The 17,200-nt window shown below is 61.8% G+C and carries 13 protein-coding genes; 4 read left to right on the top strand and 9 right to left on the bottom strand.

Going from position 1 to position 17,200, the window contains the following annotated elements:
* Window positions 1–112: 112 nt before the first annotated feature.
* The 3 genes from ADN01_RS00220 to ADN01_RS00210 form a co-directional block, all read right to left on the bottom strand.
* On the bottom strand, window positions 113–3,127 hold the full coding sequence (locus ADN01_RS00220) for an HD domain-containing phosphohydrolase (RefSeq protein WP_075070824.1): 3,015 nt from the start codon (window positions 3,125–3,127) through the stop codon (window positions 113–115).
* A gap of 239 nt (window positions 3,128–3,366) precedes the next feature.
* Window positions 3,367–4,362 carry an SDR family oxidoreductase gene (locus tag ADN01_RS00215; protein ID WP_062417964.1) on the bottom strand — a complete coding sequence of 332 codons (996 nt, stop codon included), beginning with the start codon at window positions 4,360–4,362 and terminating at the stop codon, window positions 3,367–3,369.
* 17 nt (window positions 4,363–4,379) lie between these two features.
* Window positions 4,380–5,237, bottom strand: a complete 858-nt coding sequence (locus ADN01_RS00210) for an ATP-grasp domain-containing protein (RefSeq protein ID WP_062417963.1) — start codon at window positions 5,235–5,237, stop codon at window positions 4,380–4,382.
* A 245-nt stretch (window positions 5,238–5,482) separates the two neighbouring features.
* Here ADN01_RS00210 and ADN01_RS00205 point away from each other — a divergent pair, with 245 nt between their 5' ends.
* Genes ADN01_RS00205 through ADN01_RS00190 form a run of 4 tightly spaced genes read left to right on the top strand, consistent with a single transcriptional unit; the run spans window position 5,483 to window position 11,033 of the window.
* Complete coding sequence (locus ADN01_RS00205; RefSeq protein ID WP_075070823.1) at window positions 5,483–6,085, top strand: hypothetical protein; 603 nt, start codon at window positions 5,483–5,485, stop codon at window positions 6,083–6,085.
* Window positions 6,086–6,117: 32 nt separating this feature from the next.
* Window positions 6,118–6,753, top strand: coding sequence for an aminoacyl-tRNA hydrolase (gene pth / locus ADN01_RS00200; RefSeq protein WP_236690944.1), 636 nt, complete (start codon window positions 6,118–6,120; stop codon window positions 6,751–6,753).
* Entirely contained in the window at window positions 6,731–10,192 is a 3,462-nt protein-coding gene (gene mfd / locus ADN01_RS00195) for a transcription-repair coupling factor (protein WP_062417960.1), read from the top strand. The genes pth and mfd overlap by 23 nt, the downstream gene beginning before the upstream one ends.
* Window positions 10,193–10,241: 49 nt before the next feature.
* Window positions 10,242–11,033, top strand: coding sequence for an NYN domain-containing protein (locus ADN01_RS00190; protein WP_062417962.1), 792 nt, complete (start codon window positions 10,242–10,244; stop codon window positions 11,031–11,033).
* Window positions 11,034–11,096: 63 nt separating this feature from the next.
* On the opposite strand, the gene ADN01_RS00185 is transcribed toward ADN01_RS00190, so the two are convergent.
* From ADN01_RS00185 to ADN01_RS00160, 6 genes are all read right to left on the bottom strand, one after another.
* Window positions 11,097–11,387, bottom strand: coding sequence for an acylphosphatase (locus ADN01_RS00185; protein ID WP_062417959.1), 291 nt, complete (start codon window positions 11,385–11,387; stop codon window positions 11,097–11,099).
* On the bottom strand, window positions 11,384–12,586 hold the full coding sequence (locus ADN01_RS00180; protein WP_082142731.1) for a peptidase MA family metallohydrolase: 1,203 nt from the start codon (window positions 12,584–12,586) through the stop codon (window positions 11,384–11,386). The genes ADN01_RS00185 and ADN01_RS00180 overlap by 4 nt, the downstream gene beginning before the upstream one ends.
* Before the next feature lie 6 nt (window positions 12,587–12,592).
* Window positions 12,593–13,693 carry a HEAT repeat domain-containing protein gene (locus ADN01_RS00175; RefSeq protein WP_062417957.1) on the bottom strand — a complete coding sequence of 367 codons (1,101 nt, stop codon included), beginning with the start codon at window positions 13,691–13,693 and terminating at the stop codon, window positions 12,593–12,595.
* 27 nt (window positions 13,694–13,720) lie between these two features.
* Window positions 13,721–14,803 carry a M50 family metallopeptidase gene (locus tag ADN01_RS00170; protein ID WP_062417956.1) on the bottom strand — a complete coding sequence of 361 codons (1,083 nt, stop codon included), beginning with the start codon at window positions 14,801–14,803 and terminating at the stop codon, window positions 13,721–13,723.
* 96 nt (window positions 14,804–14,899) lie between these two features.
* On the bottom strand, window positions 14,900–15,871 hold the full coding sequence (gene mvaD, locus ADN01_RS00165) for a diphosphomevalonate decarboxylase (protein WP_075070822.1): 972 nt from the start codon (window positions 15,869–15,871) through the stop codon (window positions 14,900–14,902).
* Between the two features lie 116 nt (window positions 15,872–15,987).
* The gene (locus ADN01_RS00160) at window positions 15,988–17,109 is read right to left on the bottom strand and encodes an ATP-binding protein (protein WP_236690947.1); all 1,122 of its coding nucleotides are present in this window, start codon (window positions 17,107–17,109) and stop codon (window positions 15,988–15,990) included.
* Window positions 17,110–17,200 lie beyond the last annotated feature (91 nt).

Here is a 17,200-nt window from a genome sequence, read left to right as displayed (position 1 = left end):
CTAAAAAGGATGAAAATCACCCGCTTTGTATGGCAAAGTCCAGCCACAACCGCCAAAAAAACAGCCGCCCGGTGGTGTTCCGTGCGGCTGGCGGGTGTTCATCTCGGTTTTTCTAGGTCTTGGTCCATTCCGGATAATTCTCTAAAAAGATATTCACCACCGCCGGGTCAAAATGTTTCCCCGCCTGGTCGCGGATGTAGGCCAGGGCTTCCTCTTCGCCCCAGGCCGGGCGGTAAGGCCGGTTCGAGGTCAGCGCGTCCCAAACATCCACCACCGCAAAAATGCGCGCCGCCAAGGGGATCAGCTCCCCTTTCAGCCCGCGTGGGTAGCCGCTGCCGTCCCAGCGTTCATGGTGGCTGTAGGGGATGTCCAGCGACTGCCACAAATAGGGAATCGGGGAAAGCATGGCCTGGGCATAGGAAGGATGCCGCCGCATGATGGCCCATTCTTCGGTGGTCAGCGAACCAGGTTTCAAGAGGATGCTGTCGGGGATGCCCATCTTGCCGATGTCGTGCAGCAGCGCCCCCCGCCGGTAATACACCCGTTCCTCCCCCGAAACGCCCATCGCCTCAGCCAACCTCAGGGTCATTTCCGTTACCCGGCGCGTGTGGCCTTCGGTTTCTTTATCGCGTAAATCCAAAGCCCGCGACCACCCCTCAATGGTGGCGTCGTAGGCCTCAGCCAGTTCGCGGTTGCTTTGCTGCAAATCGCTGAACAGAATTGCATTTTCCACAGCAATGGAAAGCTGGCCAGCAATCGTGATCAGAAATTCCAGCCATTCCTCATCCATGCGCCCGGCGTCGCTGCCGTATACTTCCAGCACGCCTTCAAACGTGTTCTTGGATTCCAGCGGTATGCCCACATACTTCTGGATTCCGGCTTCATGCACCGCCTGAATAGATTCATCCCCCCAGAATTCTTCCGGCGGGTTGGCAAGGTCGTCAATCATCAGGATGGTGCGCTTCTCCGCCACCCAGGCCGCCAGCGCGTGACCCACCTTATTGCGAAATTCCAATTTTCCATTGGGGCTGCAGCAAGCCATCAAGGCCAATATGCCCGATTTGCCGCGCGCCAGATGCACCGCCACCCCTTCCACATTGAGCTGCACAGCAGCCTGCTCGCAGATGGCCTTTAGCGTGGATGACAGATCCATATTGTGAATGATGGTCTGGTCAATCGCCCGCAGCGAGGTCAATTGGCGCAGCTGCCGCTGAGTTTCATCAAACAGGCGCGCGTTCATGATGGCCAGACCGACCTGGTTGGCGAGCATGCTGAGAAAATCGGCTTCATTTTGATTGTAGATATTGACCTGATAGCTTTGCAGCTCCATCAGGCCAATCACACGTCCTTCGACCAATAAGGGCACGTACATACCGGTTTCCGGCAGTTCCCCCTGCCCCATAAAATGGCCTCTCCCGGCCCGTGCACGCGCGCCCAATTCATCGCACACCACCGGCCGGGCGCTGTAGATGGCCTTCGCCCGCCCGTAATTGGCATCTGCAGGCGTGTAGTGCAGCGGCGGGAACTCGCTGGGATCAATTTCTTCCGATCCGTTCATCATAAACGCCGCGGTGAGCTCGCTCTTTTCGGCGTCATACAGCGAAATGCCAAAGTTATCGGCGTTGATCAACTGGCGCACATATTTGCAAGCCGTTTGATACACACTATACAGATCCCGGCTGCCGACCAGTTCCTGCCCCATGCGGTTAGCAATCGCCAGTTGGCGGGCACGGTGCTCGGTGGCTTCGTGCAGAGCGGCTCGCTGAATGGCGTTGGCGGTGATGTCGCTGATCGAATACAGCAAATGCTGTTCGCCCACCTCAAACACCCGTTCCCGCCCCACCCACACCGCGCCAATCTGCTGTTCCCGCGCCGCCACAATCCCGCAGGCCACATAGTAATCCGGGGTCACTTCCGACAGCCGCTCCGTCAATTCCACGCTCTTGCAGCGCAGCCCGCGCAGCGACGCCCAGGCTCCCCCCGCCTCCTCCACGAACACCTCATCGTATTCCCCCATGCGAATCACCAGAGCTGCTGCGGCCGCATGCAGCAGCTGCGCCGCCTGATCCACCAAAATGGGGCCCATCTCTTTGCGGGTAGGGGCCAGGCGCAGCGCCGAAGACACGTTTGCGATCACCGTCAGTTCCTGCTGGCGCTGATACTGCTCACTCATGTCCAGAACGGTATCCACCGCCCCCTGATACACCTTTTCTGCGTTCTGAATTGGGCTGGAGCTGACCAGGGCGGTGATCAGATCGCCGTCCCGCCGCAGCAGCCGCACTTCATATTGAATACGCTCCCCCTGACGCAGTTGGGCGCGGGCCTCCTGCACCATCTCCTGATCGTAAGCGTACACAAAATCTTCCACCGGATGGTTGCGCAGTTCCTCAGCAGAATATCCCAGCAGTTTTTGCAGGGCTTCGTTGGTAAACACCGTGCGCCCTTCGCTGTCTGTCTCCCAAATGCCCTCCTGCGCATTCTGCACAATGCGCCGGTAGCGTTCTTCTCCGTGCTGAAAGCGGGCCTGCAGAAGAGTCTGTTCTAAATAGATGAAGAAAATCAGCATCGCTATTGAGATGGCAATCGTGCCGATCATCGAAACCGGGGACTGCACCGGGTTAACGTGCCAAAATGTCACCAAAACCTGCGACGCGCCTAATAAGAAAACAAGCATCAACCATTTCAGGCTGCTGCCCGCAATTTTTCGAAAAACCTGATAGGAACGGAACAAAACCACCGCGCCGCAGAACAGAGTTAAAAATTGCACGGCCATAAAGAAAATTGCCGCAGCCTGCATGGACACGAACAGACGGATAACCCCGCCCACAGCCAAGGCCCCCCCAACGCATGCCAACATCGCGATCGGCTTCACTTCATAGAACAGACCCAGGGTGCCCATCACCGCCACCAGCAGCGCCGCCGCCGCTAAGAATGGATACAGGAATTCCCATACCAGTCCGTACGGTGATAAAAATCCCGCCACTGCCGACAGCACGTAAATGCCCCAGCCCAGAGAAATCCACCGATAGCGGATATCCTTCAATCGCGCTGCCAGATCCAGCGTGACCACAACTGCAATGATGCGCACAACCATCAGGGTTAACAGGCCAAATTGAAAAATACCCACGGTCTCACCTGCAAAGAGCAATAATTCTACAAAGACTTAAGGATAGGAGCCGTCAGACCTACATCCACACCAAACTCAAAGGTGATTGATTAAGTGTTGAAACGCAGCCAATTCGACATCGTGCGATTTGATTGGCATCTTAAATATACAAGATAACCGCCCAATTCGTCCGACAAAAAATGGCAGCTTGCAATATTGTAGGGTCTCATCAGGCCCCTGCTGCTTCTCCCCCGCGGCTTTCAGCTCTCCCCAGGCCGCACCCCGCGCATGGCCGCCAGGATGCGTTCTGTGGTGCGGTTATATGCCGCATCCACTTTGCAGTCCTGCGGGTGCGCCTGGTGCCAGGCGACGATCTCCTTCACCCCCTGTGAAAACGGGATCACTGCACGAAAATCCGGCACGGCCCGTTTGATTTTTTGGTTGTCAAACACCCGACTGTGGGCCTTATCCCCCAGCAGACTGGCCCCCCATTCCGCGTCAAAGGCCGCAATGACCTCCGAAGGCACATGCACAATCTTCGCCCGCGTCCCCGCCGCCTGCGCGATCATCGCATGAATCTGATCCCAGGTCAGCCACTCGTCTGAGGTGATATGGTAGGTCTCGCCCAGCGCGTGGCTGTTGCCCAGCAGACCCAGGAACCCGCGCGCGAAATCGGTATGGTGGGTCAGCGTCCACAGAGAAGTGCCGTCCCCGTGCACGATTACCGGCTCTCCCCGCAGCATGCGGTCCAGCACGGAATAACCGCCCTCCACCGGTAAATACGAAGGGGCATAGGTGTGCGACGGGCGCACCACGGTCACAGGGAATTTTTCTTCGCGGTAAGCCCGCAGCAGGCGCTCTTCGCAGGCAATTTTGTTGCGCGAGTACTGCCAGAATGGGTTGTCCAGCACGGTCGCTTCCGTCACCGGCAGCCGCCGCGGCGGAGTTTGGTACGCTGAAGCCGAACTGATGAACACATATTGATCCGTGCGTCCGCGGAACAATTCCAAATCCATCTCCACCTGTTCCGGCAGGTAGGCCACCCAGTTCACCACCGCATCGAAAGTATGATCCCCCAGCGCGCGCAGGGCCGATTCACGCTCGCGGATGTCTCCAACCAACAGGTGCGTCCCTGCCGCCGGAGGGCGGAAGGACTGCCCGCGGTTCATTAAATACAGCTCCATGCCGCGTTCTACAGCCAGCGGCGCACAGCCCGAACTGATGATCCCCGTCCCGCCGATGAACAAAACTTTCATGTCAGCCTCCTGCCCGCTCAGCGCGGGAAATACACTTTCAGCATCGCGTCTAACACCTCAGGGGCGCAGCGGATATTGGCCCCGAAGCGCGCATTAATTTCCAGCACCACTGGCTGGCCGTTGGCTCGCCGCCGGATGTCCACATCCAGGGGGCCGGTCAGCCCCACCGCCTGCGCCGCCAAAATCGCCGTGCGGGCCACGTCTGCCGCCTCCACCCGTTCCACGCTCAGCGCATTGCCGGTGATCCCTTCGCGCAGCACGGTTTTTTCCAGCACCACCGCAAAGGATTCGGCCTCGCCCACAAACACATTAGGCGCGTAATCAATCCCCGGCACAAACTCCTGCACAATCCAATCCTCATCCGGCCAGGCGTTCTGCTCCCATTCCCCCGCCTGCAAGAGCCGCACACCGCGCCCGCCCCGCCCGCGCCGCGGCTTCACCACGCACGGCCAACCCAAACGCTCGGCCACCACCTGGGCATCCGCAAAATCGGAGGGCAGGCCGAATTTGGGAACCGGAACCTCACGCCGCGCCAGCTCTTTGGCCGTCCAGTATTTATCCTGGGCGACCGCCACCGCCTGTTCAGAGGAGATTACCACCGGCGTATCTTCTAACTGGCTCCACGCCCCGGCCATCAAGGGCAGTTCCTCGGTCAGCGTGGGGATGACCAGATCCACGCCCTCGCGCCGTACGATCTCCTGCAGGAAGGGCAGATACTGCGGTTCCAACACCGGCGGGGCCTGAAGGAACAGTCCTTCCGTGAACGGCACTTCGCGCAAATCCACCCCCACCACATGGCAGCCGCGTTCCACCAGCATCGCGGCCAAATTCGCCCCGGCTGGCCCGCCCACCCCTGTGATTAAGATCGTCTTCATCCCTTCGCTCCTGTGTGCGCCCGCATGACTCTGTCGGACGGCTGTTTCGGTTGGGCCGTCGCAACGGCTGCCCGACTGCTCGGCGCTTCCTCACCCGTGAGGGCTCCCAAAAACGTATCAGCCAGCAGCCGCTTCCATTAATTATACAAATATTCTCAAAAAGGGCCTTTCCACGCCGGGCACTTTCGCGGCGCGGCAGCTTGAAAATTTGCAAGATTGCCCCGCCTGTGTTAAACTAAGCTGTTATGATGCGACTCTGGTTCAGCCTTTGGCTGGCTTTTTCGATTCTCCACCCTGGCCCGCTCCTGGCGGGTCAGCCGCGCATCACCTCCCCGCAGCCTGGGGACGCCCTCCAGGGCGTGGTCACCATCACCGGCAGCACCCAGGTGGAAAATTTTAAATCCGCCGAAGTGTCCTTTGCCTACGACCAGGAGGGCAGTCCCAACTGGTTTCCCATCCAGCGCAGTCAAGAAGCGGTGCGCGAAGGCCCCCTGGCTCAATGGGACACCACCACCATCACCGACGGGCTATATACGTTGCGTCTTCAGGTCACTTTGCAGGACGGCAGCCGCGTGGAGACCCAGGTGGACGGCCTGCGCGTGCGCAATTACACCCCCATCGAAACCCAGCCTGCCGCCCGCCCCACCCTAGCTGACTCTGGGCAGCCCACTGCCTCGCCCACCCCTGGGCGGGTGCAGCCCCCCACCCCCAGCCCGCTGCCCGCCAACCCGGCCGAAGTTACCAGCGGTGCGCTGACCTTCAGCGCCCTGCAAGGCGCTGCGCTGGCCGTGCTGGCCCTGGCCGCTTTGGGGGTGTATGCCTTCATCACCGCTCTGCGCCGCCGTTAACCTTCTTAGCCCCTCTGAGGTTTAGCCGTCCCGTGGAAGAACCCATCCTCTCTCAACCCGCAGCCCCCTCCCCCGCCCAACCCTCCCCGCGCACAGTTTTGTTGGCGGGCCTGGGCAACCCCGGGCGCGAATACCGCGACACCCGCCACAATATCGGCTTCATGGTCGTGGACGCCCTCTGCCGACAACTGGATGTGCGCATGACCCGCGTCCAATCCAAAGCCTTGATCGTGCAGGTTCCCTATGGGCCGCATAAGATCATCCTGGCCAAGCCGCAGACCTATATGAACCTGTCCGGCCAGTCGGTGGCCGCCCTCATGCGCTTTTACCGCATCGAAAACGCGGATCTGCTCGTCGCCCACGACGACATCGATCTACCCTTCGGCACGCTGCGCATGCGCCCTGGCGGGGGCAGCGCCGGGCAAAAAGGGATCGCTTCCATCATCGCCCAGCTCGGCAGCCAGGATTTTCCCCGCCTGCGCATGGGTGTGGGCCGCCCCCCCGGCCAAAAGACCGCCGCTGATTATGTCCTGCGCGGTTTCAGCCCGGCGGAGCAGGATACTCTTCAGTTCATTCTGGAGCGCGCCGTCCAGGCCGCCCTCACCTACGTGCGCGCGGGCCTGCAAACCGCTATGAATCAGTTTAATGGAAACCTTTCCGTTGATTGATACCCTTCTGTCTCATATTGAAACCCTCGAAGCCTACCAACTGCTTCGCGAACGCCTGGCGGCGGGTCAAACCCAGCCCGGGGCTGGGCTGATCTCGGCTGCCCGCCTGCCGGTGGCCGCCGCTCTCTACCGGCAGCTGAACCGGCCTGTGCTCTATCTCACCGGCCGCGCCGACCACGCCCTGACCGCCTTGGATGAGTTGGGCTTTTGGGCCTCTGACGCCCTACGCCTGCTTTTCCCCGAGCCCAATCCCATGTTTTACGAGCCGGCCGCCTGGGGCACGCTCACCCGCCGCGACCGGCTGCACGCCGTCACCAACCTGGCCGTCTATCACATGCCCGGTGCGCCCCGTCCCGCCCAGCCGCCCTTCGTGATCGCCCCCGTGCGCGCCCTCATGGCCCGCACCCTGCCGCGCCGCGATTTCCTCAAAGCCTCCCGCTGGATCAAGCGCGGCCAACAGATTCAGCCCGAAGCCCTGCAGCGCGCCTGGGTGGAGATCGGCTACAAAGCCAATGAAATCGTCATAGAACCCGGGCAGTTTTCCCGCCGCGGCGGCCTGCTGGACGTTTGGCCACCCGCCGAGGAAAGCCCCCTGCGCCTGGATTTCTTTGGGGATGAGATCGAAACCATCCGCAGCTTCGACCCCGCCACCCAGCGCACTACCCGTCAGGTAGAGCAGGTCTTCATCACCCCCGCCCGCGAGGTGCTGCCGGGCAAGGCCGCCGGGCTGCATCTGCCCGAAATGGAGGAAGTGGACGAATATTACCTGCCCCTGGTGCACCCCGCCCCCGCCAGCCTGCTGGATTATCTCCCCCGTGAGGCTGTGGTGCTGGTGGACGACCTCGACCAGATTCAGGTGGTGGCCAGCGAGATCGAAGAGGCCGCCGTCAAGATGCGCCGCGACAGCATCCAGGAAGGCACCCTGCCGGAGGATTACCCCGTTCCCTACCTGTCCTGGTCGGAGCTGCAGGACGCCCTCTCCGCTCACGCCTGGGTCGAACTGGGCCGTTCCACCGCCGAAGACCTTCCGCCCCTCGCCCAGCATTTCCAGCCGGGGCCGCGTTTTGGCGGGCGGCTCAAAGTGATGATGGATGAGCTGGCGCCTCTGGCCGCCCGCGACGAAGCCCTCATCATCGTCTCGCGCCAGTCCACCCGCCTGCAGGAGCTGTGGGCCGAGCGCGGCGACGCAAACCTGACGGCCCAGCCGCCCACCTTCATGGAAAGTTCCCTCACCGAAGGCTGGGTGCTCAACCTGCCCAGCGGTCATCATTTTCACCTGCTCACCGACAGCGAAATTTTCGGCTGGGAGCGTCCCAAACCCCGTCAGCGCCGCCGCCCGCAGGCCGAAGCCCCCGAATCTCTGTATGCCGATCTGCGCCCCGGGGATTGGGTGGTGCATGTGGATTACGGCATCGGGCGCTACGCTGGCCTCGTGCGCCGCACAATCGACTCCGCCGAGCGCGATTTCCTCCTGGTGGAATACGACGGCGGCGACCAGCTTTACGTCCCCGTGCATCAGGCCGACCGCCTCAGCCGCTACATCGGTCCCGACTCGGATGCTCCCACCCCCACGCGGCTGGGCACCGCCGAATGGGCCAACGCCAAGCAACGCGTGCGTGAAGCCGTGGTGGAAGTGGCCCAGGAGCTGCTGGAACTTTACGCCCAGCGGCAGGTGGCCAAAGGCTACGCCTTCCGCAATGACACCCCCTGGCAGCGCGAACTGGAAGCCAGCTTCCCCTACGTGGAAACCGAAGACCAGCTGCGCGCCATCGCCGAGGTCAAGCACGATATGCACAGCCCCCGCCCCATGGACCGCCTCTTGTGTGGGGATGTGGGCTACGGAAAAACCGAAGTAGCTTTGCGCGCCGCCTTTAAGGCCGTTATGGACGGCAAGCAGGTGGGCGTGCTCGTGCCCACCACCGTTCTGGCCCAGCAGCATTACGAAACCTTCCGCCAGCGCCTGGCCGCCTTCCCGGTGGAAGTGGAGATGCTCTCGCGCTTCCGCACCGCCCGCGAACAAAACGCCATCCTGCGCAAGCTGGCCAACGGCTCGGTGGATATCGTCATCGGCACCCACCGCCTGGTACAGGGCGATGTGCGCTTTAAGGATCTCGGCCTGGTGATCATTGACGAAGAGCAGCGCTTCGGGGTGACCCACAAAGAGTTCCTCAAAAAGCTGCGCACCGAGGTGGATGTGCTCACCCTCACAGCCACCCCCATCCCCCGCACTCTCTATATGGCCCTCACCGGCGTGCGCGACATTTCCACCATCAACACCCCGCCGGAAGAGCGCCTGCCCATCATCACCCACATCGGCCCCTATTCCCCCCGGCTGGTGCGTCAGGCCGTCCTGCGTGAAATCGAACGCGGCGGGCAGGTGTTCTTCGTCCACAACCGCGTGCAGACCATTCGCGCCATGGAACGCCACCTGAACAAGCTCGTGCCGGAGGCGCGTGTGGGCGTGGGGCACGGGCAAATGCACGAGGGCGAGCTTTCGGCGGTGATGAACCAGTTCACCCGCGGCGAGATTGACGTGCTGCTGTGCACCTCCATCATCGAATCCGGCCTGGACATCCCCAACGCCAACACCCTCATCGTGGATCGCGGCGACACATTCGGCCTGGCCCAGCTCTACCAACTGCGCGGACGGGTGGGCCGCGGAGCCGTGCGCGCCTACGCCTATTTCTTCCGCCACCGCAAGAAACCGCCCACCCCCGAAGGGCTGGAACGCCTGGAGGTCATCGCCGAGAACACCCAGTTGGGCGCAGGCTACACCATCGCCATGCGCGACCTGGAAATGCGCGGCGCGGGCGAACTGCTGGGTACGCGCCAATCCGGCTACATCGCCACCGTCGGCTTCCATCTTTACACCCGCCTGCTGGCCGAGGCCGTGCGCGAAATGCGCCGCATTGGCGGACTGCCCGCCCCCGAATCAGCCCTGGGCGAAGGCCCCAACGGGGCTTTCCGGGCGGTGCGCCTGCCGGTCAGCGTGGATCTGCCCATGTCCGTGGGCATCCCCGGCGATTACGTCACCGATCAAAACCTGCGCCTACGCCTCTACCGCCGCCTGGCCAGCCTGGACACCGAAGAGCAAGTGCAGGCCATGCAGGATGAATTGGCAGACCGTTTTGGCCCGCCGCCCGAAGATGTGCTCAATCTACTCACCCAAATGCGCATTAAGCTGCGCGCCGAAGCCGCTGGTCTGGCTTCGGTGACGGTGGAAAGCGGACAAATTGTGCTGCGTTACCCGCCCCTGCCCGAATCCGTGGGCACGCGCAGCCTGCCCTTCATCGGCCCCCAGGCGCGCGCTGGTAAAAACGCCTATTGGATGCCCCTGGCAGGCTTGAATGGGGATTGGCCCCAGCGGCTTTTGGATGTGCTTTCTGCTATAATCGAAAGTAATCAGCCATCTTCGTCTCAACCGGCGCCCGTCCACTGAGCGCCCTTGTTTTCACTCTTTTTTTGGAGATTTTGAACTTATGATGCCTATGACACCCATTGGGACCCCAGGCAACCGCCGCATGGCCATGCTGATTGACGGCGACAACGCCCAACCCTCGCTCATTGAAAAAATGCTGGCCGAAACCAGCAAATACGGCCTCATCACCATCCGCCGCATCTACGGCGATTGGACCGCCTCGAATATGGGCGGCTGGAAAGAAATGCTGCAAACCTACGCCATCCAGCCCATCCAGCAGTTCCGCTACACCATCGGCAAAAACGCCACCGACTCAGCCATGATCATTGACGCCATGGATATTCTCTACGGCGGCGGAGTCGACGCTTTTTGCCTGGTGTCCTCCGACAGCGATTACACCCGCCTGGCCACCCGCATCCGCGAAAAGGGCTTTTTCGTGATGGGAATCGGCAAGAAGACCACCCCGCGCGCCTTCGTTAACGCCTGCGATGTGTTCGTCTACACGCAGAATCTGGTCCCCCAGGAACCACCCAAGCCCGCGCCCTCCAAACCTAAAACCACCTCGGCCGCGGCTGCCAACAACAACCAGGCCCCCGAACCCGTCGAGCCGCCCGAAGCCGCCGCCCCCGACCCGCTGCCGCTGCTGCGCAATGCCTTCGACATCGCCGCTTCGGATGATGGCTGGGCTTTCCTGGGCACCCTCGGCCACCATGTGCGCCAGCTGGACCCCGGCTTCGATTCGCGCACCTACGGCTACAAGCAGCTGTCTTCGCTCATCCGCGCTTACCCCAAGATCTTTACCGTGCGCGAACTGAAGACCGCTGACGGCAACTCGGTCATTTCGGTAAAACTCAAAGAATGATGAGAATGGGGATTTAAAACACACGGCGTCCATCCGCTTTGGGGTGGGCGCCTTTTTTTGCCCCTAGACGGTGGGCGCGATCGAAAAACGGGTGTAGCTGCCTTTGGCATCCTCCCAGCCCGTCTTCACCTCGGTCACAAAGGCCGAGCGCGGCCCGCGCCGCAGCGCCGTCAGCAGCTCTTCCAAATCAGCGCGCGGCCCCTCGGCCCACACCTCCACCTGACCGTCCCAGGTGTTGCGCACCCAGCCCACCAGCCCCAGCCGTTCGGCGCTTTGGGATACGAACATGCGGAACCCCACCCCCTGCACATGCCCATCCACGGTGCAATGCAGCGCGCTCCGGTCGGCGTTCATGCGCGTTTCCTCGACTTTCGCAGTGCGCTCAGCCCCACCGCCGCCGGAGGCACCAAAATGAAGGCCAGCACCAGCAGATAGGGGGACAAATTGCGCAGCGCCACCCGCCCGGCGTTGACCCCCAGGCTTTCTTCCTGCCAGCGCGCCTCGGCCTGCTGCAGGGTCACGCCCATCGTGCTCAAAAAGCCTTCCTCACAGCCCACGCCGTCGCGATAGGCCCCCAACAGGCCGTTGACGCGCGTCACGCCGTATTTCTGATACAGGTAGCGCGTGAAGGATTCCGACTGGGCATAGGCCAAAAAGGCCCGCGAAGCCTCGCGCGGGAAGGCGCTGCACAGCCCGCGCAGCGGCAGCAGTTTTCCGCTGCGGGCGGCGTCTTCCAGCACGCGCGCATATTCCGCGTTGGGATAGGTCTCGGCCACCGAGGCGATGCCCTCCAGCAGCCACACCGGCGTGCGGTTATAGGCATCGCCCAGGCGGGCATATTCCAGAATATGCGCCAGCTCATGCGGAATCTGGCGTTCCAGCTCCAGGCGCTGCTGCGGCCCGCTGGGCGAGGAGATCAGGATCACGCCCAGATCCGCGCTGGCGTGCCCCGCCACCCAGGACTGCTGGCTCAGGCGCAGCGCGTTTTGCAGCTCGCTGGCCTCCGTGTACACAAAAATGCGCACGGGCGCCGGCAGGCTGACCCCGGGGATGCGCGTGCGCAGGGCTTCTTCGCCCGCGGCGGCCACATCCAGAATGGTCTGCCCGTAGTCCACGTCCCCTTCGATCCACAGGGCCTCAAACACCCCCTGCGAACGCGACTGCCAGGTGAAGCGGTTATCTACGTAATCAAACACCTTGCGCGGGCTTTCCACTCGTGCGCCGTCCGCGCTCTGCCCCTCAAACCAGTAGGTGATGCGCACAAAGGGCCGCAGAGGATGTTCGCGCAGATCGTACTCCATCCGCGCCGCCCCCTTGACCACGGGAACGCGTTCGCTGCGCGCCGCCGACCCTTCGGGCTGGATAAACAAAAAGACCGAATCCAACCCTTCCGCAGGGCGGATTTCGGCCTCAAACACAGCCTGTTCTCCAAATTGAAAGCTGACGCTGGGATTCTCAATCACCGGCGCGGGGCGCACATCCCCCACCGGAGCGGAAAGCAGCCATCCCCCCAGCCAACTGACCAGCAGCACCCAACGTCCCATCCAAGTCATAGCAGCCTATTGGTGTCGGTGTCGTTTACGCGGTGTCGGTTTGCGCGGCTCTTCGTCATCCTCAGCCTCGTCAAACCCTTCATCTTCCCCTGCAAGATCCGCGCCATCTTCCTCCAGGTCAATCACCCGGCTCAATTCTTCCTCTTCCTCAGGCTCCACATCCATCATATCAAACAGGGACAGGCCCTCGGTGAATTCCAGATTGTCCAGCGCGTCTTGAATCAGCTGGCTGACTTCTTCATCATCGCTGTCTTCCAACAGATCATCCAGCCGTTCGCGCACGCCCTGGCCGCCGATCTGCGAAAGGGACCACACCGCCGCCAAATACACATCCTCATCCAGTTCCAGCGGCTCCTCCAATAAATCCAGCAGCGGCCGGCGCGCCCCGGCCAATTCCAACTGACCTGCCGCCCGCACCGCCTCAAATTGCAGTTCAGGCAGGCTGCTGTCCACATGCGCCAAAACCGTCTCGGCCCAGACCTTATCCGCCGAACGCCCCATGGCGCACAGCGCGCTGGCTTTCCATTCCAAATCCGCGCGGGCAAACGCCAGCCGGATCAGCGGGGGGACCTCAGGACGGCTGGAATAACCCAGCGATTCCAGCGCCCAGCGCTTCACCTGGGAGTCCTCTTCCATGCCCATCACCGCGATCAGGGCGTTCTCCACCACTTCCAACGTTTCCGCGGGAATTTCTTCCAGCTCGCCGTAATACACGAAATTTCCCAGGGCGTTGGCCGCCGCCGCACGCACGTGCACATCGGGGTCTTTGCGCATCATGCGCACAAAGCTGAGAGCCAGCTTGGGATCGTCAGCGGTGAACAGCAGGCGGATGGCGCTGGCGCGCACGCGCGGTTCCTCATCTTCCAGGGCAAAACGGGCGATATCGTCAAAGAACACCAGGGTATCCACGTCTGTCAGGTCTTCCAGGTCTTCCATCAAGCTGACGCGCCGCTCTGTGCCCACCTGCGGCCAAATCTCACGCAGGCGCGCCAGTTCGTCGGGGGTCAGGTCAGAAAGGCGGTGCAGCAAGCGCGGCGGAAAAGGCTGAGATGCATCCAGCAGCGCCTCTACCACCATCTCAAACGTTGGTTGATTCTGTTCCACCATCCTCAAAACCACCTTTCTCCCCAGACGCTAGGGGATCACGATCGGGTTAAAAATATCCTGCGCGGTGATGATCACCATCAGCGCCAGCAGAGCCAAAAAGCCCACCATGTGCACCACATTTTCGTAGCGCTGCGGGATACGCCGCCGGAAGAGCAGCTCAGGCAGCACAAAGATGATGCGACCGCCGTCCAGGGCGGGGATGGGCAGCAGATTGGTGAAGCCCAACGCCACCGAGAGGGTGGCCATCAGCGCCAGGGTGTTCACCCCGCGCGGCTGTTGCGTCACCGGCTGTGCCTGCGTCACCTGATCGGCCTCGCGCGCCTGGGCGTAGATGGAATAAATGCCCACCGGCCCCACCACGCGCGCCTCGCTGGGGGCCACCTGCCCGGCGATCAGCCGGCCCGGCAGGGCGATCAGCTGGCGAATTTGCTCGCCCGTGGTGCGCAGCGCATAGGGCAGCGAATCCAGCCAGGAAATGGGCAGCACCGGGTTGCCCATCACAATCCCCAGCGCCCCCTGCCCCTCCGGCGGGTTCACCCGCGGCACCGCGCGCACCTCGCCCACCGTCTCACCGCGCTGATAGCGCAGGGTGATCTCCTGCCCCAAATTGGAGCGGATGGCGCCCGAAAGCGCGTCCATGCTGTCGGTCTTCACTTCGTTGACCTGCACAATCACATCGTCCACCATCAAACCCGCCTGGCTGGCGGGCGAATCGGGGGCGATTTCGATAATTTTCACCACGCTGGTGTCCGGCGCGCCGATCTGCACAAACACCAGGCTGAAGAGCAGCACGCCAGTCAGCAGGTTCATCACCGGCCCGCCCAAAAGCACCCCCAGGCGCGCCCAGGGGCTGGCGGAGGCCATGCCCCCCTCCACTTCGTTATCGTTCTCCCCCCGCGGGCGCACAAAGGCCCCGAAAGGGATCCAGTTCAGCGTGAATTCCGTGCCCCGCCAGGTGAACAGCTTCACCAGGCGCGGCGGAAAGCCGAACCCAAATTCTTCCACCTCAATTTTGGCCAGGCGGGCCATGATGAAGTGTCCCAATTCGTGCAGAAACACCAGTAAGCCGAAAAACAGGACGAAACCAGCGATGGTAATCAGAGTGTCCATTCCTCAATCCTTCAAATCCAGTCAATAGGCGGCACAAGCTGTGCCTGACTGGATTATATCCGGTTCACGCGCGTATTTCAAACCCTTTGCAAAAGGCTAAGCCACCCGCCGCGCCGCGCCGCCCACCCCGGCCGTCAGCACCTGACGCACCCCCGGCAGCTCGGCCAGCCGCGCGCTCACCGCTGGGGCCTCGGCCGCCGCGCACAGCACGTGCACGTTGGGGCCCGCGTCCAGGGTGTAACACACCCCCAGCCCCGCCCGCCGCCATTCCCCCACCGCCTGCATCACCGTCAGCGAGGCCGGCTGCCAGTAGAACAGGGCCGGCTGCGAGGTCATCATCACCGCGTGCATCATGTTGCTGTCCAGCTCCACCACCTCAGCCAGCGCCGCGAAATCCCGCCCCAACACCGCCCGCCGGCACAAGTCCAGCCGCCGCGCCGCATCCGCCACGCGCGCCCCTTGCAGCGGACTGCTGCCCGCCAGGGCGTGCCCGGCGGTGGAACCCACCGGCTTTTCCCCCGCCGCCACCACGGCCACGCAGTCGGCCAGGGCCCAATGCTCCGGCGGCGCAATCGAAACCGCCCCGCTGTCGCCGTCCCCCGTGCCCAGGTGCCATTCCACAAACCCCGCCGGAACCGAGCGGCAGGCCGAGCCTGACCCGCGCCGCGCCAACCGCGACAGGGCCGCCTCGTCCAGCTCCAACCCCGCGGCCGTCGAGGCTGCCAGCGCCAGGGCCGCGAAAGCCGCCGCGGAGGAGGCGATGCCCGCGCCCGTGGGGAAGTTATTCTGGCTCTCCACCGCCGCGCGCTGATCGCTGTGCGCCAGCCCGCGCACCACATCCAAAAAGCGGCTCACCCGCTCCAAGGCCGCCCCGCTTTGCGCCGCCCCGTTGAGGGTGAAAGCGTCCTGCGGCAGCCCGGCCTCAAAACGCACCGTGGTGCGCGCCTCCAGCCCGGCCAGGTTCATAGAGATAGAACCGTTCACGGGCAGGCGCAGCCCCTCGTGGCGGTTTCCCCAATATTTGATGAAGGCGATGTTGGGATGTGCAGCGGCGGTACAGGTGGGCATGGCGGCTCCTTGCGTTCGGGTGTCTCTGCTAGTTTACCACGAATGCGCCGGGCCGCCCCGCGGGTGAAGAGTCGGCTGGGCTAGGCTGCGTGTGCAGACAGTCACAACTCGTTTTTCTACACCTGCCATGGATAGACCATCTGCGGATGATTCGGCGTCCCTTGCAAGGCAATCACCCTGCCTGCCGAGGCCAGCCCGGAGTAGTTTTCGCCAAAGTTTTCCAGCGCCGCCGGGATACCGCGCGGAAAGTGAAGTTTTGTTTCAATCGGGCACAGCTTCTCTGGTGTGCGCAAAATAAAATCAATTTCCTTTTTATCCGTGGTTCGCCAGTAATACACCGCATCGCGCCCAAAACGCTTTACCAATTCGCCGAACACACTGGTTTCAAAAACCGACCCTAACACTTCTTTCTGCAGCCGCTTGAGCCACAGCATTTGCATCAACCCGGTGTCGTAGAAAAAGATCTTGGGCGTTTTGGTCAGTTCGGTGCGCAAATTCCGGCTAAAGGGGCGCACCAGACGAATAATATAGGTTTGTTCCAGGATCAGCAGGTACCGCTCCACGGTCTGCCGCGCCAGATTACAGGTATTGGCTAGCTCTGCCATGTTCAGCAGGCTGCCGCTCTGTGATGCCAGGATTTCAATCAACTGATTGAACTTGTTCACATCCTTGATGTCAGCCAAATCCCGAATGTCTTTTCGAATGTACGTGTCGATGATCTGCTGCAGGTATTTTTCCTTGACCGCGAGGTCGCTGGCGAGCACGATCTTGGGGTAACCGCCGTATAAGGCAAATTCCAGATAGGCGGCCTGCAGCTCGGCAATTTTCTTTTCGGTATAATGCGGGGCAGGGGCAAAAGCAATCCCTTTGAACTCGAGGAATTCGGCAAAGGAAAGCGGGAAAATTTCAAAATTCACCGTTCGCCCCACCAGCGAGTCTTTGAATTTGCTTTTCATTTCAAAGCTGGAGGATCCCGAAACGATTAACTTGATGGAACGGTGGTGATCGGCCACCAGCTTCAGAAAAGAGGATGGATTCTCCAGATATTGAATTTCATCAATCATCACAAACAGCTTATTCCCGCTTTGCGCAAGGGACTGGGTATCGTAGCCGTCTTCACGGAGCAGCATCAAGAATTCGTCCACCCCCCGATTCAGAACACTCGTAAGGCGGCTGTCTTCCAGATCCAGGTAAGCCACCGACTGGCCTTGAGAACGCAATTGCTCTTGCAGAACCATCAGGATGGAGGTCTTGCCCACCTGCCGGGCGCCGTGAATGACGATGACATCCTCGGTGAACAGGAAGGGGGTCATTTCCGTCAGGGCATCA

The organism is Levilinea saccharolytica, from assembly GCF_001306035.1.
Lineage (GTDB): Bacteria > Chloroflexota > Anaerolineae > Anaerolineales > Anaerolineaceae > Levilinea > Levilinea saccharolytica.
This window is presented reverse-complemented; position numbering and strand designations above follow the sequence as displayed.